This window comes from Brevundimonas sp. 01N35, from assembly GCF_056399785.1.
In genome coordinates this window covers 46,543-65,742 of sequence record NZ_JBFTRZ010000002.1, presented here as the reverse complement: position 1 = coordinate 65,742, position 19,200 = coordinate 46,543, and the positions used below count along the sequence as shown (strand labels likewise).

The 19,200-nt window shown below is 66.3% G+C and carries 18 protein-coding genes; all 18 read right to left on the bottom strand.

Annotated elements, in window-relative coordinates:
- Positions 1 to 14: 14 nt before the first annotated feature.
- The 18 genes from lpxB to dnaE all read right to left on the bottom strand — a co-directional run bounded on the left by lpxB (position 15) and on the right by dnaE (position 19,166).
- The gene (gene lpxB / locus AC1DJ5_RS02060; RefSeq protein ID WP_477019515.1) at positions 15 to 1,181 is read right to left on the bottom strand and encodes a lipid-A-disaccharide synthase; all 1,167 of its coding nucleotides are present in this window, start codon (positions 1,179 to 1,181) and stop codon (positions 15 to 17) included.
- Positions 1,178 to 2,026, bottom strand: coding sequence for a UDP-2,3-diacylglucosamine diphosphatase (gene lpxI, locus AC1DJ5_RS02055; RefSeq protein WP_477019514.1), 849 nt, complete (start codon positions 2,024 to 2,026; stop codon positions 1,178 to 1,180). Before lpxI ends, lpxB begins: the two co-directional genes overlap by 4 nt.
- Positions 2,023 to 2,811 carry an acyl-ACP--UDP-N-acetylglucosamine O-acyltransferase gene (lpxA, locus tag AC1DJ5_RS02050; protein ID WP_477019513.1) on the bottom strand — a complete coding sequence of 263 codons (789 nt, stop codon included), beginning with the start codon at positions 2,809 to 2,811 and terminating at the stop codon, positions 2,023 to 2,025. The genes lpxI and lpxA overlap by 4 nt, the downstream gene beginning before the upstream one ends.
- Positions 2,808 to 3,272, bottom strand: coding sequence for a 3-hydroxyacyl-ACP dehydratase FabZ (fabZ, locus tag AC1DJ5_RS02045; protein WP_441453574.1), 465 nt, complete (start codon positions 3,270 to 3,272; stop codon positions 2,808 to 2,810). Before fabZ ends, lpxA begins: the two co-directional genes overlap by 4 nt.
- On the bottom strand, positions 3,269 to 4,282 hold the full coding sequence (lpxD, locus tag AC1DJ5_RS02040) for a UDP-3-O-(3-hydroxymyristoyl)glucosamine N-acyltransferase (protein ID WP_477019512.1): 1,014 nt from the start codon (positions 4,280 to 4,282) through the stop codon (positions 3,269 to 3,271). The genes fabZ and lpxD overlap by 4 nt, the downstream gene beginning before the upstream one ends.
- Positions 4,283 to 4,291: 9 nt before the next feature.
- Positions 4,292 to 4,876 carry an OmpH/Skp family outer membrane protein gene (locus AC1DJ5_RS02035; RefSeq protein WP_477019511.1) on the bottom strand — a complete coding sequence of 195 codons (585 nt, stop codon included), beginning with the start codon at positions 4,874 to 4,876 and terminating at the stop codon, positions 4,292 to 4,294.
- A 32-nt stretch (positions 4,877 to 4,908) separates the two neighbouring features.
- Complete coding sequence (gene bamA / locus AC1DJ5_RS02030; protein ID WP_477019510.1) at positions 4,909 to 7,299, bottom strand: outer membrane protein assembly factor BamA; 2,391 nt, start codon at positions 7,297 to 7,299, stop codon at positions 4,909 to 4,911.
- 53 nt (positions 7,300 to 7,352) lie between these two features.
- The gene (locus tag AC1DJ5_RS02025; RefSeq protein ID WP_477019679.1) at positions 7,353 to 8,570 is read right to left on the bottom strand and encodes a M50 family metallopeptidase; all 1,218 of its coding nucleotides are present in this window, start codon (positions 8,568 to 8,570) and stop codon (positions 7,353 to 7,355) included.
- A 23-nt stretch (positions 8,571 to 8,593) separates the two neighbouring features.
- Positions 8,594 to 9,790 (bottom strand): 1-deoxy-D-xylulose-5-phosphate reductoisomerase, encoded by a 1,197-nt coding sequence (gene dxr / locus AC1DJ5_RS02020; RefSeq protein WP_477019509.1) that lies wholly within the window; start codon positions 9,788 to 9,790, stop codon positions 8,594 to 8,596.
- Positions 9,787 to 10,605, bottom strand: coding sequence for a phosphatidate cytidylyltransferase (locus AC1DJ5_RS02015; RefSeq protein ID WP_441453586.1), 819 nt, complete (start codon positions 10,603 to 10,605; stop codon positions 9,787 to 9,789). The genes dxr and AC1DJ5_RS02015 overlap by 4 nt, the downstream gene beginning before the upstream one ends.
- Positions 10,605 to 11,372: a polyprenyl diphosphate synthase gene (uppS, locus tag AC1DJ5_RS02010; RefSeq protein WP_477019508.1), complete on the bottom strand. Its 768-nt coding sequence runs from the start codon at positions 11,370 to 11,372 to the stop codon at positions 10,605 to 10,607. The genes AC1DJ5_RS02015 and uppS overlap by 1 nt, the downstream gene beginning before the upstream one ends.
- A 30-nt stretch (positions 11,373 to 11,402) precedes the next feature.
- Positions 11,403 to 11,960 (bottom strand): ribosome recycling factor, encoded by a 558-nt coding sequence (gene frr / locus AC1DJ5_RS02005; RefSeq protein WP_477019507.1) that lies wholly within the window; start codon positions 11,958 to 11,960, stop codon positions 11,403 to 11,405.
- 40 nt (positions 11,961 to 12,000) lie between these two features.
- Positions 12,001 to 12,738 carry a UMP kinase gene (pyrH, locus tag AC1DJ5_RS02000; RefSeq protein ID WP_441453592.1) on the bottom strand — a complete coding sequence of 246 codons (738 nt, stop codon included), beginning with the start codon at positions 12,736 to 12,738 and terminating at the stop codon, positions 12,001 to 12,003.
- Positions 12,739 to 12,876: 138 nt separating this feature from the next.
- Positions 12,877 to 13,818: a translation elongation factor Ts gene (tsf, locus tag AC1DJ5_RS01995; RefSeq protein ID WP_441453594.1), complete on the bottom strand. Its 942-nt coding sequence runs from the start codon at positions 13,816 to 13,818 to the stop codon at positions 12,877 to 12,879.
- A gap of 101 nt (positions 13,819 to 13,919) precedes the next feature.
- The gene (rpsB, locus tag AC1DJ5_RS01990) at positions 13,920 to 14,768 is read right to left on the bottom strand and encodes a 30S ribosomal protein S2 (protein WP_441453595.1); all 849 of its coding nucleotides are present in this window, start codon (positions 14,766 to 14,768) and stop codon (positions 13,920 to 13,922) included.
- Positions 14,769 to 14,932: 164 nt separating this feature from the next.
- Positions 14,933 to 15,283 (bottom strand): GFA family protein, encoded by a 351-nt coding sequence (locus AC1DJ5_RS01985; RefSeq protein WP_441453597.1) that lies wholly within the window; start codon positions 15,281 to 15,283, stop codon positions 14,933 to 14,935.
- A gap of 14 nt (positions 15,284 to 15,297) precedes the next feature.
- A complete protein-coding gene (locus AC1DJ5_RS01980; protein WP_441453599.1) occupies positions 15,298 to 15,693 on the bottom strand; it encodes a DUF3224 domain-containing protein in 396 nt (131 codons plus the stop codon).
- Positions 15,694 to 15,710: 17 nt separating this feature from the next.
- Positions 15,711 to 19,166: a DNA polymerase III subunit alpha gene (gene dnaE / locus AC1DJ5_RS01975; protein WP_477019506.1), complete on the bottom strand. Its 3,456-nt coding sequence runs from the start codon at positions 19,164 to 19,166 to the stop codon at positions 15,711 to 15,713.
- Positions 19,167 to 19,200 lie beyond the last annotated feature (34 nt).

The following is a 19,200-nucleotide window of genomic DNA, read 5'->3' as shown; positions in this document are numbered from 1 at the left end:
CTGATTTGGCGCGGTCAGCCGCCGCGCGCTGCGATGACTCTTAACACGGCGTCCGCCGCCAGCTCGGACGGATCGGGTCCGCCGCGCCCCATCAAGTCCAGCGCCCCGGTCTGGCGGGCGGCCTGATCGGCTGAGGCCTGCGGGTCCGCCAGCAGGCGGCCGACGGCGTCGGCGAGGTTCTCGGGCGTGGCGTCGTTCTGGATGAACTCGGGCGCGATGCGCTCGTCGGCGGCGATGTTGAACAGGGTGATGTGCTTGGCCGTCACCAGATGCTTCATCAGGGCGTAGCTGAGACCGTCGATCCGATAGGCGATGACCATGGGAGCGCCGGCCAGCGCCAGTTCGGTCGAGACCGTGCCGCTGGTGGCCAGGGCGACATTGGCCGCCTTCATCGCATCATACTTGTCAGATTCCTGCACCAGATTGGCGCGGAAAGGCCAGGCGGCGACGCGACCGGCCACGTCGGCGGCGACCGTTCCGGCGGCGATCACGGCGATCTCAAGCGACGGGTCCGTCGCCTTCAACCGCTGAACCGTCGCCTCGAACACGGGCGTCATGCGAGTGATCTCGCTGGGCCGACTGCCCGGCAAGACCAGCAGCAGGGGCGCGTCAGGGGCGATGCCGCGCGCAGCGCGGAAACGGGCGCCGTCGGCGCTCGCCATGTCCACATGCAGGGCCTGCGAGCCCACGACCGTCGTCGGCAGGCCCTCGCGCTCGAACCAGGGCGCGTCGAAGCTATAGAGCGACAGCAGGTGGTCGACGCTGGCGGCGAGCGTCTTGGCTCGGCCCGGACGCGAAGCCCAGACCTGCGGCCCGACATATTTGATCAGCGGCACGCCCGGGAGCGCCTCGCCCAGCGCCTTGGCCACGCGGATGGTGAAGCCCCAACTGTCGATCAGGACGACCGCGTCGGGCCGCTCGGCCTTGGCCAGTTCGACCGTGTCGGCCACCCGACGCTTGACCAGACCATAGGCCTTCAGCCCCTCGATCCAGCCCAGGATGGACAGTTCAGCGATGTCGAACGGGCTGACGACGCCCTCGGCCGCCATCTTGGGACCGCCGACGCCGACGAAGCTGGCGTCCGGTCCCAGCCGCACCTTCAGCGCGTGCGCCAGTCCAGCGCCCAGGGCGTCGCCCGACGCCTCGGCGGCCACCAGCATGATCTTCAACGGACGGCTCATGCTTCGCCCCAGACATAGAGGCCCAGACGATCGGCGGTCTCGCGGATCGCGTCACGGTCGATCAGGATCAGCCGTCCGGCCCGTCCGCCGACGCCCGCCAGACCGGCGGCGGCGGCCAGTTCGAGGGTGCGAGGGCCGATGACCGGCATGTCCACCCGCAAGTCCTGGATCGGCTTGGGCGCCTTTCCCAAGGCACCCTTCAGAGCACCAGCGGTACCGTGTAAGTCGGCGGGCAGACTGGCGACGCGGGTCAGCATGGCGTCCGTGCCCTCCTGCGCCTCGACCGCCAGCACCAGTCCCTCGCAGACGACCGCGCCCTGACCGATATCCAGTTCTCCTGATTTTTCAGCGACGTGCAGCGCCTTCCTCAAGTCCTGAAGTTGCTCGTTCGTCGGCGTCACGGCGCCCAAGGCACCAGGCACCAGAGCCTCTCCGCCCAGAATGTCGTCCGCGCCCTCGACCGCATAACCCTCGGCCTCGAACACCGACAAGATCTTGCGCAACAGAGCGTCGTCGCCCCTGGTCGCCGCCGCCACGATGCCCGGAAGGAGGGTCGCCCCTTTAAGATCTGGCTTCAAACTCTTGAAATCAGGCCGGTTTACATAGCCGGCCAGACAGACGGCTTCGCAGCCTTCGGCCTTCATCGTCTTCAGGATGCGGCCGATCTCGGCCATGCCGAACTCGGTGCCCGGCCAGCGCACCAGGTGGGCGTCGGCGAACCCGGCCAGACGGATGATGAAGACCGCCCGCCCCTCGGCCTCGCATCGCGCCGCAATCTTGGCGGGCAGATCGCCGCCGCCGGCGATCAGGCCCAATTTGGGCGCCGAGTGGGGCGTCAGCGTCATTCCTTGCCCGGCAGGCAGAGCGGTCGCTTGGCGCCCTCACGGATGAAGGCGACGATCTCCATGATCTCGGGCAGGTCGGCATAGGTCGCCTCGACCCGGTCCAGACGCTCGGCGAAGACACCCTCGCCCTCGAACAGGTCGCGGAAGGCGGCCAGCAGGCGACGCACGGCGTCCTTGCCGTAACCCTTGCGCTTCAACCCGATCAGGTTGAGCCCGTGCAAGCTGGCGTGATTGCCCCAGGCCGAGCCGTAGGGGATGACGTCGCGCGTCACGGCGGCCAGACCGCCAACGATGGCGCCCTGCCCCACCCGACCGTTCTGATGCACGGCGCACAGCCCGCCCAGGAAGACCTTGTCGCCGATCTGAGCGTGGCCGCCCAGAGTGGCGTTGTTGGCCATGACGACATGGTCGCCGACGACGCAGTCGTGGCCGACGTGGGCACCGGTCATGAACAGGCCGTTAGAGCCGACGCGGGTCACGCCTGTGCCCTGCGGCGTGCCTCGGTTGAAGCTGGCGTGCTCGCGGATGACGTTGTCCGAACCGATCTCAAGCCGGACGGGCTCGCCCTTGTAACCGTTGTGCTGCGGGTCGCCGCCGATGACGGCGAAGGGGTGGATCACAGTCCGCGCGCCGACGCTCGTGTCCTGCTGGACCACCACATGGCTGACCAGCGTGACGCCTTCGGCCAGGGTCACGCCCGGGCCGACGATGCACCAGGGGCCGATCATGACCCCGTCGGCGATCTGGGCCGAGGCATCGACGACGGCGCTCGGATGGATAGTCACGCAGCGGGGTCCGGCACGGTCACGACCATGGCCATGAATTCGGCTTCGGCGGCCAGCTTGCCGTCGATGAAGGTCTCGCCGCGGAACTTGTAGGCGTCACCGCGCGCGCGGATCACCTTGACCTCCATGCGCAACTGGTCACCCGGACGGGCGGGCTTGCGGAAGCGAACGCCGTCGATCGACATGAACATGATGACCTTGTCTGCCACGGCGACGTCCAGCGACTTGGACATCAGTAGAGCGCCTGTCTGGGCCATGGCCTCGACGATCAGCACGCCCGGCATGACCGGATCGATCGGGAAGTGACCGGGGAAGAAGGGCTCGTTGTGCGAGACGTTCTTGATGCCGACGATCGAAGTGGCCGCGACGAAAGCCTCGGCCTTGTCGACCAGCAGGAAGGGATATCGATGCGGCAGCCGCCGCATGACTTCCGCATAGTCGATCCTGTCAGCGTCGCTCATGATTCTCTCGGGGTCTTTTTCTGGGACGCCTGTTTGGCCAGCCAGATGGCTTCGCGCAAGGATTGGCGAAGCGGTTTTGCAGGATAGCCGGACCAGGTCTCGCCCGGCGGAATATCGGCCAGAACGCCGCCGCCAGCCGCGACACGCGCGCCTTCGCCGATAGCGATGTGGTCGCCCACGCCCGCGCGGCCGCCGAAGATGCAGTTGTCGCCCGTTGTGACCGAACCCGAAATGCCGGTGTGAGCGGCCATCAGGTTGTTGCGGCCGATGACGCAGTTGTGGCCGATCATGACCAGATTATCGATCTTCGTGTTCTCACCCACGACGGTGTCGTCATAGGCCCCGCGGTCGATGCAGGAGTTGGCGCCGATCGTCACTCCGTCTTGCAGGATGACGCGGCCCAGTTGCGGAATATCAACCGGCCCGGCCTTGGACCCGGCGGCGCCGAAACCAGCCTCGCCGATCCGCGCGCCGGACAGCAGTTTGACCCGATCGCCGAGCAGGGCGAACCCAACGGTGACGTTCGAGCCGATCAGGCAGTCCCGGCCGATCTGCACGCCGGGACCGATCACGGTGTTGGCGCCGATGCGCGTGCCACGACCGATGCGGACGCCCTCGCCCAGCACCACGCCCGGTTCGATCATCACGCTGTCGTCCTCGACGACCTCCGCGACGCCCGCTGCGCGATCCAGCCGGATCGGCTGATGCAGCAGGGCCGATGCCCGCGCCCAGGCGGCTTGCGCTTCGCCGGACACGATCACCGCCGCGCCCTCGGGCGCCGCTTCGACCGCCGACGCCGGCACGATGACGCAGCCCGCCTGGGTCTCAGCCAGGGCCGCCGCGAATTTTCGGTCGCCCAGAAACGCAATCGCGCCCCGGTCCGCATTGGACAGGGGCGCAACGGCCGAGATGACGACTTCGCCGCCCCGGACCACCTCCCCGCCGATTTTCTCGGCGAGGGCGGCGACCGTCAGGGGCGACAGGGTCTCAAAGAACCTCGGATCGGGCATGGCCCGGTCTTACGACTGCGGCTGGGCCGGAACCGGCATACGGTTGAAGCTGAGCGTCGGCAGGGCCGTGTTCAGGCGCTGGATGACCAGCGGCGTCACGTCCATGGCCGGGTTCATGATGAAGACGCTTTCGCGGTCGACCATGATGCCGCAACCCTTCTCCTGATAGACGGCGACCAGGATGGGCTCGATGGCTTCGGAGATCTTCCTGCGCTGTTCACCCAGGGTGTAGCGCAGTTCGTTGTCGCGGGTCTGCTCCAGCTGCTGAGCTTCCTGAGCACGCTGCTGCAGCGCCTGGCGACGCTGGTTCAGTTGGTCGGCCTGGATGGTCGAAGCGCCCGATTGCAGCGCCTGGTACTCGGTCTGCAGTTGCTGGGCGTAGGGGGCGATCTCGCCCTGAACGTCCTTGGCCAGTTGCTCCATGCGCGTCTGCACGGCTTGACCAACGGACGATTGAGCCAGCGCCTGCTGGTTGAAATAGACGCAGACGCCCGGGATCACCGGGCCGGGGTTGGCCGGGCCTTGGGATTGAGCCATGGCCGCCGAAGCGGTGAGCGAAACGAGGACGGCGGCGCCGATAGCGAACAGTTTCATCTTGAACCTTTGAGCAGTCTAGAAGGCTGCGGTTAGAACTGGGTCGAGGTGGAGAAGCGGAAGGTCTCGGTCTTGTCGTAGTCTTCCTTGGACAGAACCCTGGACAGATCGAAGCGGATCGGTCCCATCGGCGAACGCCAGTGAATGCTGACGCCGGCCGCCGCCCGCAGGGCGAGGTTGTCGGCGATGTTCGGATTGAGCGCCCCGGTGACGGAGTCGGCCTTATACCGATCGTCCAGCAAACCGAGGGTGCCGACATCGGCGAACAGCGAGGTTTTGATGCCGTATTCTTCCGGCAGGTAGTTGGGCACCGTCAGTTCAACCGTGCCGATGGCGTAGAAGTTTCCGCCCAGGGCATCGGTCGTGGTCAGATCGCGCGCGCCCATGCCGGCCGTTTCGAAGCCGCGGAAGGTGTTGCCGCCCTTGAAGAAGCGGTCGTTGATGCGGATCGGGTCGCCGTTCCAGCCCGTGACGTAACCGGTCGAGCCCTGCAGGCTGACCACCCAGTTCGGGCGGATGCCATAATACCAGGACGCGTCCGCCTCGGTCTTCAGATAGTTCACATCGCCGCCGATGCCGGCGAAGTCCTGACGGAGCGACGCCGACCAGCCGCGGGTCGGCCTGACCGGGTCGTTCAATCGGTTGACCATCAGCGTATAGCCCGCCGACGAGTTCAGGAACGAGCCCGCCTGATCGCACAGCGCCGACGACCCCACGCTGGAGCAATAGCCCGACGGGATAATGACCTCGTCGGATTTCAGGAAGTAGCGCACGCTAAAGGACGAATAGCCGTTCAGCGGATAGCTGAGGCGCAGACCGCCGCCGGTCGACCGATAGTCGTAGGACGAGTACTGGCTGAGATCGTACCGCGTGTGGAACAGGTCGAAACCGGCCCGCAGGTCGCGACCGAGAAATTTCGGCTCGGTGAAGCGGAAGTCGATCTGCTGACGCAGCGAGCCCCATTCCGCGCGCGCCACCACGTTCTGACCCCGACCGCGGAAGTTACGCTCGGAAATGCCCAGGTTCAGCACGAAGGAGTCGACCGAACTGAAGCCCGCGCCGACGGACAATTCGCCGGTCGGCTGTTCTTCGACGGTGACGTTCACGATGGAACGGTCCGGCGCGCTGCCGCGCGTCTCCTCGATCTTCACGTCCTTGAAGAAGCCCAGAGCGCGCAGATTGTTGCGCGAACGCTCGACCAGCGAGCGGTTGAAGGCGTCGCCCTCGCCGACCATCAGTTCACGACGAATGACCGAGTCCAGGGTCCGCGTATTGCCGACGACGTTGATGCGGTCGATATAGACGCGCTGACCTTCCTTGATGTTGAAGGTGACGTCGACCGTGTCGGTGTCGGGGTTGGCGCGATAGGTCGGATTGATCTCGACGAAGGCGTAGCCGGCTGAACCCGCCGCGAAGGTCAGGGTGTCGACTGCGCTCTGGATGCGGTCGCTCTCGTACAGATCGCCCGAACGGATCGGCAGCAGGCGCTTCAGGAAGTCGGCGTTCAGACGATCGTTCTCGGTGACGACCTTGACCTCGCCGAAGTTGTACCGGTCGCCTTCGTCCAGCGTCAGGGTCATGCCGAACGCGCTGTTGTCCGGCTTCAGCTCCGCCACCGACGACAGGATGCGGAAGTCGTAGTAGCCACGGTTCGTGTAGAATTTCCGCAGTTGCTCGCGGTCGTAGTCCAGCCGGTTCGGGTCGTAGTTGTCGTTCGAGCTGAACAGGCGCCACCACTGCGATTGCTTGGTGACCATGACCTCGCGCAGATCGCTGTCCGAGAAGGCCTTGTTGCCCAGGAAGGTGATGGCGGCGACGCCGGTCTCCGGTCCCTCGTCGATCTCGAACACCACGTCGACGCGGTTCTGATCCAGTTGCACCAGCTTCGGCGTCACGGTCGCCGAGATGCGGCCCGACAGGCGATAGAGCTCGACGATCTTGCCCACGTCCTCCTGGACGCGGGCGCGCGTGTAGATGCCGCGCGGCTTGATCGTCACTTCGTCACGAAGCTTCTTCTCGGCGAGCGCCTTGTTTCCCTCGAACGTCACCTGATTGATGATCGGGTTTTCGGCGATTTCGACGATCAGATCGCCGTTGGCCTGAAGGCCGATCTGCACGTTGGCGAACAGAGCGGTCCGCGACAGCGTCCGCACCGCCACGTCGATCACGGCCGCGTCAACGGTGTCGCCAGGCTGGATGGGCAGGTAGGACAGAACCGTCGTCTGATCGATCCGCTGATTGCCGCGAACCAGAATCCGGCTGACCACGCCGCGTTCCTCGGCCGGGGGGGGCGCCGCCACCGTGACCTGCGGGTCCTGCTGGACCGCAGCAGGCGTCTGCGCCAGCGCCGGCCCAGCCAGGCCGGCGGCGACAGCCAGCACCAGGGCGCTGGGTCCAAGGATACGGCCACGGGTTCGGATCATGAGGCGACTGTCGTTCTGAATCATTCGGGGAACCATCGGGGGCTGGCGTCGGCTCACGAGACGAGCCCGCCGAGGAATTTGAAGAGATTGAGTTTCTGCAGGTCGTTCCAGGTCGCGAACAACATTAAACTGGCCAGCAAAGCAAGACCGACCCGATATCCCGCCTCCTGAACCTTGGCCGCCACAGGCCTGCGCGCCACCGCCTCATAGGCGTAGAACATCAGATGCCCCCCATCCAGAACCGGAATAGGCAGCAGATTTAGAAAGCCGATTCCGACCGAAAGTATGGCGGCGAAGCTGGTCAGCGTCAGCAGGAGATTTCCCGCCATCGCCAGCGGGTCGGGATTGGCCGCCACCGCCGCATTGGTCAGTGCGCCCGACGCCTTGGCGATGCCCAGCGGCCCGCTGAACTGGTCGCCTGATTCGCGACCGGTGAAGATGCGGCCGATATAGGTGAAGGTCGTGCTCAGAATGGCGCCGGTTTCCTTGAACCCCTGCCCCACGGCGGCGACGGGTCCATAACGAACGTGACGCACTTCATCACGGCTGGAGCCCAGGCCCAGGCCGATGCGGCCGATCGAAACCCGACCGGCGATGGGATCATTCTCGACCCGGCGCTCGGGCGTGGCGGTCAGCAACACATCGGCGCCCGCGCGCTCGACCGTGAACCGCACGGGATCGCCGCTGCTCAAGGCCACGACGCGGGTCACCTCACCGCCGTCTGCGATCAGCTTGCCGTTGACGCGCGTGATCAGGTCGCCGGGCAGGAAGCCAGCGGCGGCGGCAGGGGAATCCGGCTGGACCTGCATGACCCGTGCGGGGCGCTGCTCGACGCCGACCAGGCTGAACAGCAGGGTGAAGATGGTGATGGCCAGGACAAAGTTGGCGAACGGACCGCCCGCCACGACCAGGGCGCGCTGCCACAAAGGCTTGAAATACAGATAGTCGCGCTCGGCCCCCGGACCGTGGGCGGCGACGACTTCCTTTTTCAGGACGTCCAGACCGGCGCGGTCCGGCACGCCCGTGGCATCCAGATCGCCGGAGAACTTGACGTATCCGCCCAGTGGCAGCCAGCCCAGACGCCATTCGACGCCCTGCTTGTCCGTGCGCCGAAAAATCGCGTGGCCAAAGCCGATGGAGAACTGGTCCATCTTCACCCGGAAGGCGCGCGCCGTCAGGAAGTGGCCCAGTTCATGAATGGTGACGACCAGCGTCAGCACCAGCAGGAACGGCACGACATAGATCAGGGCCTGCCCCAGAACACCTAGCATGCCGGTCAAGTCTCCCGTCGCCCTCAGGCAGCAATCGCCAGCGAGGCGATGATGTCGTTCGCAATCCGCCGGGCCGTCGCATCAACGGCCAGGGCCGCATCGCAGGCATCGTCGGAACCGGAACCCATCCCCGCGTTCGTCGCGCGTTCCAAGGTGTCGGCGACGACTGCGGCAATATTGAGAAAGCCCAGTCGGCGGTCAAGGAAGGCCAGGGCCGCGACCTCATTGGCCGCATTGAAAACGATGGGCGCCACGCCCCCCCTCGCCAGGGCTTCGCGCGCCAGCCGCAAGGCCGGGAAGCGCGTCTCGTCGGGCGCTTCGAAGGTCAGTCGCCCCAGGGCGGCCAGGTCCAGCTTGGGCGCCGGCCAGGCCAGCCGGTCGGGCCAGGCCAGGGCGCAGGCGATCGGCGTCTTCATGTCCGGGGGCCCCATCTGGGCCAGCGTCGATCCATCCACATATTCCACAAGGCTGTGGATGATCGATTCGGGGTGGACGACGACGTCGATGCGATCGCCGGCCATGCCGAACAGATAGGCGGCCTCGATCAATTCCAGGCCTTTGTTGGCCATGGTGGCGCTATCGACCGAAATCTTGGCGCCCATGCTCCAGTTCGGATGAGCGACCGCCTGTTCAGGCGTGATGCGCCCCATGGCCTCGCGCGGCAGAGTGCGGAAAGGACCGCCCGAAGCCGTCAGCACCAGTTTCGACACCTGCTCCGGGGCCTCGGCCGGAAACACCTGAAAGATGGCGGAATGCTCAGAGTCGACCGGGATCAGCTTGCCGCCGCTGTGCCTGACCCGCTCGATCAGCGCCGGGCCACAGCAGACCAGGCTTTCCTTGTTGGCCAGGGCCAGCGTCGCGCCGGTGCCGGCGGCGGCCCAGGCGGAACGCAGCCCCGCCGCGCCGACGATGGACGCCATGACCCAGTCCACGGGGCGGGTCGCGGCCTCGACAATGGCTTCAGGGCCGGCCGCGACGTCGACATCCGTACCGGCCAAGGCGTCGCGCAATTCCGTCAAGCGGGCGGGATCGGCGGTCACCGCCAGTTTCGGTCGCCAGCGCCGCGCCTGTTCAGCTAGCCGAGCGATATTGTTTCCGCCGGTCAGGACCTCGACCTGAAACGCGCCGGAGCCTGCCTTCTCAGCCTGATCCATCAGGTCCAGCGTCGAGGTGCCGACAGAGCCGGTCGAGCCCAGCACGCTGACCTTGCGGGCGATCATGCGCCCTGCCCCAGCATCAGAACGATCACACGCCCCGCCGCCACGACCACGACCGCGAACATCAGGCCGTCGACCCGGTCCAGCAGGCCGCCGTGGCCCGGAATGATATTGCCCGCGTCCTTCACCCCGAAGCGACGCTTCAAGGCCGACTCCCACAGGTCGCCCGCCATGGTGGCCAGAGCCGCCGCCAGACCCAGGACGCCGCCCCAGAAGATGTTCAGCCGGCCCATTTCCAGCCAGCCGGCCATGGCGGCCCCGGCGATCATCCCGGCGATAAGCCCGCCGATGAAGCCCGACCAGGTCTTGTTGGGCGAAAAGCGCGGCCACAGCTTGGGCCCGCCTACGGCGCTGCCGACCAGATAGGCCAGAATGTCCGAGGCCCAGGCCACGGCGAAGACCAGCACCGTCCAATAGAGGCCTTGCGCCGCATTCAGATCTCGCAGCCAGATCAGCAGCACGCAGGGCCAGCCGAGATAGAGAACGCCATAGGCCGCATCCAGCGCCTCGGCCCCGCGCGACCGGGCAAACAGCCCTGCCGAGAAGGCGCCGAACACCAGCAGGATCAGCGCCAACGACATATGGCCGACATGGGCGGCGATCACGGCAACGATCAACGCCAAGGCCACGGCCACGCCGACGGAGCGCCAATGGCGCGGCGCGCTCATGCGTGACCATTCAAACGACAGCAAGCCGCACGCCGCCACGACCAGGGCGCAGAACCAGCCGCCCCCTGCCCACGTCGCCAGCACGGCGGCCGGCGCCAACACCACGGCCGAGGCCGCTCTCAGGCCGATGTCGCCGATTTTCAAAGCCATCAGTTCGCCGCCGTCTTCACCGCAGCCGCGTCCGGCAGGGCGTCGCGCCCGCCGTAACGCCGCTCGCGATTGCCATAGAGAACGACCGCCTCGCCCAGCGCCTCGGCGCCGTAGTCGGGCCAGAGGATGTCCTGAAACACCAGTTCGGCATAGGCGGCTTCCCACAACAGGAAGTTGGACAGCCGCTGCTCGCCCGAGGTCCGTACGATCAGGTCCACCGGCGGCGCCCCGGCCGTCGACAGGCCGGCCCCGAGGTCGTCCTCGGTCACTTCGCCGGTGAACTGTCCCGTGCGGGCCTGATCGACCAGCCGCTGGGCCGCATCCACCAGATCGGCCCGCCCGCCGTAGTTGAAAGCCACCTGCAGCAGGAACCGGTCGTTGCCGGCCGTCTGCGCCTCGGCGCGATCGACAATGGCGGCGATGTCGCTGGGCAGGCCCCTGCGGCGGCCCAGCACCCGGATGCGCACGCCGGCCGCGGCCAGTCGCTTCAGGTCGCTGCCGACGAACGAGCGGACCAGACCCATCAGGTCCGACACCTCGTCCGCCGGGCGGCTCCAGTTCTCGGTGGAGAAACCGAACACGGTCAGGCAGCGAATGCCGAAGTCCGGCGCCGCCTTGATCGTGCGGCGCAGCGCCTGAACGCCCTCGCGATGACCCATCACGCGCGGCAAGCCGCGACGCTCGGCCCAGCGACCGTTGCCGTCCATGATCAGGGCGACGTGACGAGGCCCCTTTTCAGGCGCCGTGGCGACGGTCTCGGCCGACATTAAAAAGATCCCTCCTGACGCGAACCTGCGTCAGACCTGCATGATCTCGACTTCCTTGACCTTCAAGGCCTCGTCGATGCGCTTGATGGCCGCGTCCGTGTCCTTCTGGACCTCGGTCTCCATCTTCTTCTGTTCGTCCTGGCTGATCTCGCCCGCCTTCTCGGCCTTTTTCAGGTCGTCGTTGGCGTCGCGGCGCACGTTGCGCACGGCGATCTTCTGCTGCTCGGCGTATTTGCCGGCCAGTTTGACCAGGTCCTTGCGGCGCTCTTCGGTCAGCGGCGGGACGGGAATACGCAGGGTCTGACCGTCGACGATCGGGTTCAGGCCCAGGCCGGCGGCGCGAATGGCCTTCTCGACCGCCACGACCATGGCCCTGTCCCAGACGCTGACCGAGATCATGCGCGGCTCGGGCACGCTGATGGCGGCGACAGCGGTCAGCGGCGAGGTCGAGCCGTAGGCTTCGACCTGAACCGGGTCCAGCAGGCCCGAGTTGGCCCGGCCCGTGCGCAGACCGGCGAAGTCTTCCTTCAGCGAGGCGACGGACTTTTCCATCCGGTCCCGGTAGGTCTTGAGGTCGGGCTTGGCCATTGTCGTTTTCCTGGTCTGGTCTTTATCGGTCGGTCGCCGCTCAGGCGGCCTTGTTGGCGATGACGGTGAAAGTGCCCTCGCCGCTCAGGGTCTTGCGCAGCGAACCTTCCTCGCGGATCGAGAAGACCACGATCGGAATGTCGCTGTCGCGCATCAGGGCGATAGCCGAGGCGTCCATGACGCGCAGGTCCTTGGCCAGAACCTCCTGATAGGTCAGCGTCTCATAGCGGGTCGCGGTCGGGTCCTTCTTGGGGTCGGCGGTATAGACGCCATCCACGCTGGTACCCTTCAGCAGAGCGTCGCAGCCCATTTCAGCGGCGCGCAGGGCGGCGCCCGAATCGGTCGTGAAGAAGGGGGCGCCCACGCCGGCGGCGAAGATCACCACCCGACCCTTTTCCAGATGCCGCATGGCGCGGCGGCGGATGTAGGGCTCGGCGATGGCGGCCATGGGAATGGCGCTCTGGACCCGCGTATCGACGCCGATCTTCTCGAGCGCGCCCTGCATGGCCAGGGCGTTCATGATAGTGGCCAGCATGCCCATGTAGTCGGCGTTGGCGCGGTCCATGCCCGCAGCGGCCTTGGACAGCCCGCGGAAGATGTTGCCGCCGCCGATGACCAGGCAGATTTCGACGCCTTCGCGCGCCACCTGAGCCACGGCAGCGGCCACGACATCGACCGTCTTCATGTCGATGCCATAGGACTGATCGCCCATCAGAACCTCGCCCGAGACCTTGAGCAGGACGCGCTTATATCGAAACTCGGAAGGGGCGTCGGGCATGGTCTGGGTCCGTGGATACAGGGGTTACGCATCCGCGCGAGGTGAATCGGCGGCTCATCATAGACGAAGGGCGCGTCAGCCTTCAAAGCCGAACGCGCCCTTTTGAAAATTCTTCCCTTTCAGGAAGAAACTTCGATCTTAGTTGCCGCCGGTCATCGAGGCGACTTCAGCCGCGAAATCGGGGCTCTCGACCTTCTCGACGCCTTCACCCAGAGCCAGGCGGACGAAGCCGGCCAGCTTGAGGTTCGAGGAGCCCAGTTCCTTAGCCGAGTTGACGACCAGTTGTTCGATGGTCACGTCCGGGTCCATGACGAACGGCTGCTTGGTCAGCACCACGTCCTTCTGGAACTTGTTGATCTGGCCTTCCACGATCTTGGCGATCATGTTTTCCGGACGCCCCTCTTCCTTGGCCTTTTCGGTCAGAACGGTGCGTTCCTTCTCGATGGCGGCCGGGTCCAGGTCGTCGGTGTTCAGCGACAGCGGCGCCGTGGCTGCGACGTGCATGGCGATCTTGCGGCCCAGTTCGCGCAGAGCGGTCTTGTCGCCCTCGCCTTCCAGGGCGACCAGCACGCCGATGCGGCCGAGGCCCGGCGACACGGCGTTGTGAACGTAGGACGACACGACGCCCTGCGACACGGCCAGACGGGCAGCGCGGCGCAATTGCATGTTCTCGCCGATAGTGGCGATCAGTTGGGTCACTTCGTCCTGAACGGTGCGGCCGCTTTCCAGCGTGGCGCCGTGGATGGCTTCAACGCCTTCGTGGTGCAGAGCCAGAGCAGCGAACTGCTTGGCGGCCGTCTGGAACAGGTCGTTGCGGGCGACGAAGTCGGTTTCCGCGTTGAATTCGATGGCGGCGGCGACTTCGCCCTCGCCGTCTTCACGCGTGGCGACGGCGACAACGCCTTCAGCGGCGACGCGGTCGGCCTTCTTGGCGGCCTTGGACAGGCCCTTGGCGCGCAGCCAGTCGATAGCTGCGTCGATGTCGCCGTTGGTTTCCACCAGCGCCTTCTTGCAGTCCATCATGCCGACGCCCGAACGCTCGCGAAGTTCCTTCACGAGGGCGGCAGTGATCTCGGCCATGTTCAGTCTCCTGGAAATTCAAATGAGCGGCCGGGCTTGGATAGCCCGGCCGCATGTCAGTTTGGCGTAGGACCGATCACCGACCGGGCCCCGGGGGCGTCTTAGCCCTCGACCTTTTCTTCAGTCGTCGCGAGCAGTTCCTCAGCCACGGCTTCCGTGCCGGCCGGAGCAACTTCGGCTTCAACCGGAGCAGCAGCAGCTTCGCGCAGCATCGGCTCGACCGGAGCTTCCGAGGCGCCCAGGTCGATGCCCGAGGCGGAAGCACCGGCGGCTAGGCCGTCCAGGACGGCGTCGGCGATCAGGTCGCAGTAGGTCTGGATGGCGCGGGCGGCGTCGTCGTTGCCCGGGACCGGATAGGTGATGCCGTCCGGATCCGAGTTGGTGTCCAGGATGGCGATGATCGGGATGTTCAGCTTGCGAGCTTCCTGGATCGCGATCGCTTCCTTGTTGGTGTCGATCACGAACATGATGTCCGGGATCGAACCCATGTCCTTGATGCCGCCCAGGGACAGTTCCAGCTTGTCCTTCTCGCGCTGCAGCGTCAGCAGCTCTTTCTTGACGCGGCCTTCGCCGCCGGTCGCCAGAACGGTTTCCAGCTCGCGCAGGCGGGCGATCGAGCCCGAGACGGTGCGCCAGTTGGTCAGCGTGCCGCCGAGCCAGCGGTTGTTCATGTAGTACTGGGCGCAGCGCGTGGCGGCTTGCGCAACCGGGTCAGCAGCCTGACGCTTGGTGCCGACGAACAGCACGCGGCCGCCCTTTGCGGCGACGTCGCGCACGGCCACCAGAGCCTGGTGGAACAGCGGCATCGTCTGCGACAGGTCGATGATGTGAATGTTCGAGCGCGAGCCGAAGATGTAGCGGTCCATCTTCGGGTTCCAGCGGTGCGTCTGGTGACCGAAGTGAGCGCCGGCTTCCAGCAGCGTACGCATCGAGAATTCTGGCAGTGCCATGATCGTGGTATCCTTTTTCCGATCAAACCTAGCGCGGGCGAGTAAAAGGACCTGCGGTCCCTCGGAACGGAGCAGGCCGGGATGTCTCCCCGGACCGCGCCACGCCCACGTGCGAAGTGCGCGCGCTCTCTAGGCGGATTGATCGGAAAAGGCAAGCGGATCAGTCAGAAGCTGCGACCGTCCACGCGTTTCGCCGTCCATGCCCACGGCTCGATGTCGGTCAGCGTCCGCACATTGATCGCCGCGACCTCCGACCCATCCGGCGCCACGCCATAGCCGAAGGGCTGGACCCCGCAGGTCTTGCAGAAGCGGTGATCGATATTGTGCCGATTGAAGAAGTAGGAGGTCGTGGCCTCCTCGCCCGCCGTCAGCCGAAAGGCCGCGCGCGGCGCGAAGGCCAGGACGAAGCCCTTTCGATAGCAGTGCGAACAATTGCACTCGACCAGGCCCTCCAGCCCGACCTCCACTTGATAAGCCACAGCGCCGCAGTGGCAGGAACCCTTGTGCACGGCCATGTCGATCTTCTCACTCAGGATGTGGGCAGACTGTATTCCAGATCATAGCGATGAACGCCGTCCGCGAGCGTCAGGTGAAAGACCCCGGCGATCCCGGTCAAGTCGCCCGCGCCAGACCCCGGAACGATGGTGATCAGCAGTTCCTGCGCGCCCCGATCCATCAGACCGCGATGCACCAGGGTGAACGCGCCCTCGCGGCCGTCAATGACGCCCCGAACCCGATCCAGAGCGACATAGGCCCCCGACCGCTCGGGGCCCATGACCGCCAGCATCTCGCCAGCGGCGGTTCCGACCAGATCACCGTGAAAGGTCTTGGCCAGCAACATCCGGCCCGGCGCGTCCGGCGCCGCGCCTGTCGCCGGCTGGACCGGCGTGATGACGACGTCGAAGGTTCCGTGGGCATGCTTCATGGCTAGTCCCTCACTCATCAGGCGTCCTCCAACATCACCACGCCCGGCGCCGACTTCAACGCCCCGCGCAGGGCTGCGTCCAGGCGGTAGCGGCCCGGCAGCTTGATCTCGACCTCGGTGCGCCCGCCCAGCGTCGCCTGGATCCAGACCTCGCCGCCCTTGCCTTGCGCCCGCGCCCGATCCAGCCGCGCCTTCAGCGCCTCGGCGTCGGCCGACTGCGCCGACAGCACGACCCGCAGCCCGATCTGGGTGTCGTCCAGCAGGGTCTCCATTCGGCTGGCGTCGTCGCCGAAGAAGCGCACCTCGCCATCCGCTGACTTGGCCCGCACCTTGACCAGGACCGAGGTTCCGACCTCGAGGATATCGCGACAGCGCCGCAGTTGTTCCGGCGGGAACAGACATTCGAACTCGCCCGTCGGGTCCGAGAAGGTGACGAAGGCGAATTTCTCGCCGCTCTTGGCGCTAGCCCGTTCCTGGCGACGCCGCACCACGCCGGCCATCAGGAAGGCTTCGTGTCCCGCCTCGGCCAGACCTTGCGCCTCGGCGACGAAGGTCACGCGCTTACGCTTCAGCGCCGGCGTCAGATCCTCCAGCGGGTGGCCCGACAGGTAGAAGCCTACCGCCGAAAGCTCCTGATCCAGCTTGTCCGGTCCCGCCCAGGGCTCGACGCTGCGCAGGCGCGGCCGCGAGGCCCCCGCCTGATCCGCCCCGAACAGGCTGACCTGCGACGAGGCGCGCTCGGCGGCCACGCTCTGGCAATAGGCGATCAGGGTGTCCGCCTGCTCAAACAACTGGCGGCGATTGGGATTGAGGCTGTCGAAAGCGCCCGACTTGGCCAGACCTTCCAGCGCCCGCTTGTTGACCGCCTTGGGATCGACCCGCTCCAGGAAGTCGAAGATGTCGGCGAAGGGCCCGCCCGTCTCGCGCACCTCGACGACATGCTTCATCGCCTCCAGGCCCACGTTGCGGATGGCGCCCAGGGCATAGAGGACGCTGCCCTGCCCGTCCTTCCACGAGACGTCGAAGTCGGCCGACGAGCGGTTGATGTCCGGGGCCAGGACCGGAACCTCGAACCGGCGGCAGTCCTGATAGAAGACCGCCAGCTTGTCGGTGTTCGACAGGTCGAGGCTCATCGACGCAGCGAAGAACTCGACCGGATGATTGGCCTTCAGCCAGCCCGTCTGGAACGAGATCAGCGCATAGGCGGCGGCGTGCGACTTGTTGAAGCCGTAGCCCGCGAACTTGGCCACCAGGTCGAAGATGGAGCCCGACTGCGCCTCGGGGACGTTCTTTTCAGACGCGCCCTTCACGAAGCGGAGGCGCTGGAAATCCATCTCCTCCTTCTTCTTCTTGCCCATGGCCCGGCGCAGAAGGTCAGCTTCACCCAGGCTGTAGCCCGCCAGGATCTGGGCGATCTTCATCACCTGTTCCTGATAGATGATGACGCCGTAGGTCTCGGTCAGAACCTCGGTCAGCGAGGGGTGCAGATAGTCCACCTCGGCCCGGCCGAATTTCCGGTCGATATAGGTGTCGATCATCTCCATCGGTCCCGGCCGATAGAGGGAGATCAGGGCGGTGATTTCCTCGATGGAGCCACAGCGCATCTTGCGCAGGGTGTCGCGCATGCCCTGGGATTCCAGCTGGAACACCCCGACCGTCTGGCCCGAGGCCATCAGTTCATAGGTGCGCGCGTCGTCCAGCGGCAGCAGGTTCCATTCCGGGGCCGCGCCGCGCCGTTCCAGATACTCCCGCGCCCGGTCCAGCACCGTCAGCGTCTTCAGGCCCAGGAAGTCGAACTTCACCAGACCCGCCGGCTCGACCCACTTCATGTTGAACTGGCTGGCCGGGATGGTCGAGCGCGGGTCCTGATACAGGGGCACCAGCTCGGTCAGCGGCCGGTCGCCGATGACGATGCCGGCGGCGTGGGTCGAGGCGTTGCGGTACAGCCCCTCCAGCTCCAGCGCCGTCTCCAGCAGAGTCTTGACCGAGGCCTCAGCGTCACGCGCCTCGCGCAGGCGCGGCTCCAGGTCGATGGCCTGAGCCAAGGTCACCGGGTTGGCCGGGTTGTTCGGCACCATCTTGCAGAGCCGGTCCACCTGGCCCAGCGGCATCTGCAACACCCGGCCGACGTCGCGCAGCACAGCCCGAGCCTGCAGCGTGCCGAAGGTGATGATCTGGGCCACCCGGTCCTTGCCGTAGTGGTCCTGCACATAGTCGATCACCTCCTCCCGCCGCTCCTGGCAGAAGTCGATGTCGAAGTCGGGCATGGAGACCCGTTCGGGGTTCAGGAACCGCTCGAACAGCAGGCCGAACCGCAAGGGGTCCAGGTCGGTGATGGTCAGCGACCAGGCCACAAGCGAACCGGCGCCGGAACCCCGCCCCGGCCCGACGGGAATCCCGTGCAGCTTGGCCCATTTGATGAAGTCGGCCACGATCAGGAAGTAGCCCGGGAAGCCCATCTGCTGGATGATCCCGACCTCCCACTCCAGGCGGGTCCAGTATTCCTCCTCGGGCGCTGCGGGCGTGACCTGTTGCAGGCGGACCTTCAGGCCCTCGCGCGCCTGGTGCGCCAGTTCGTCGGGCTCGGAGCGACCGGCGCCGGTATCGAAGCGCGGCAGGATCGGCGCGCGTGTCGGGACCAGGAAGGCGCAGCGGCGGGCGATGTCGATGGTGTTGTCGCAGGCTTCGGGCAGGTCCGAGAACAGCTCGCGCATGGCGGCGGCGGTCTTGAACCAGTGCTGCGCGGTGATCCGCCGACGCTCTTCCTGGCCGATAAAGGCGCCGTCGGAGATGCACAGCAGGGCGTCGTGCGACTTCGCCTGCGCCGCCTTGGCGTAATAGACGTCGTTGGTGGCGACCAGGGGAACGTCGTGGGCGTAGGCCCAGTCGACCAGCCCCCGCTCGGCAATCGGCTCCTGCGGCAGGCCGTGGCGTTGCAGTTCGACATAGAAGCGATCGCCGAAGACGCTCTGCATTTCCTCCAGCGCAGCCTGGGCCTCGGCCGGCTTGTTCTGAACGAACAGAGGATCGACCGGCCCGTCGGGTCCGCCCGACAGCAGGATCAGCCCCTCGGACTTATCCACAACCAGTCCCCAGGGCACGCCCGGCTCGGACATCTCGCCCGCGTCGAGGTAGGCGGCGGACGACAGGGCGCACAGGTTGAGCCAGCCCTGCTCGTTCTGGACCAGCAGCACCACGGTCGGCGTCTTGGCCCAGCGGTCGGAAATCTGGCCGCCGATGCCCAGCACCGGCAGGGCGCAGGCCACGATCGGCTGAACGCCCGCGTCCTTGGTGGTTTGACTGAACTCCAGCGCGCCGAACAGGTTGGCGCGGTCGGCGACGGCGACGGCGGGCATGCCGGCGTCGGCCGCCATCTTGCCGATCTTGCTGGCCTTGATCGCACCTTCCAGCAGGGAATAGGCGCTGCGGACCCGCAGATGGACAAAGCCCTGAGTGTTCGCCGTTTCCGCCAATATCTACTCCGCTGGTCCCGGACGCCGGAACCTC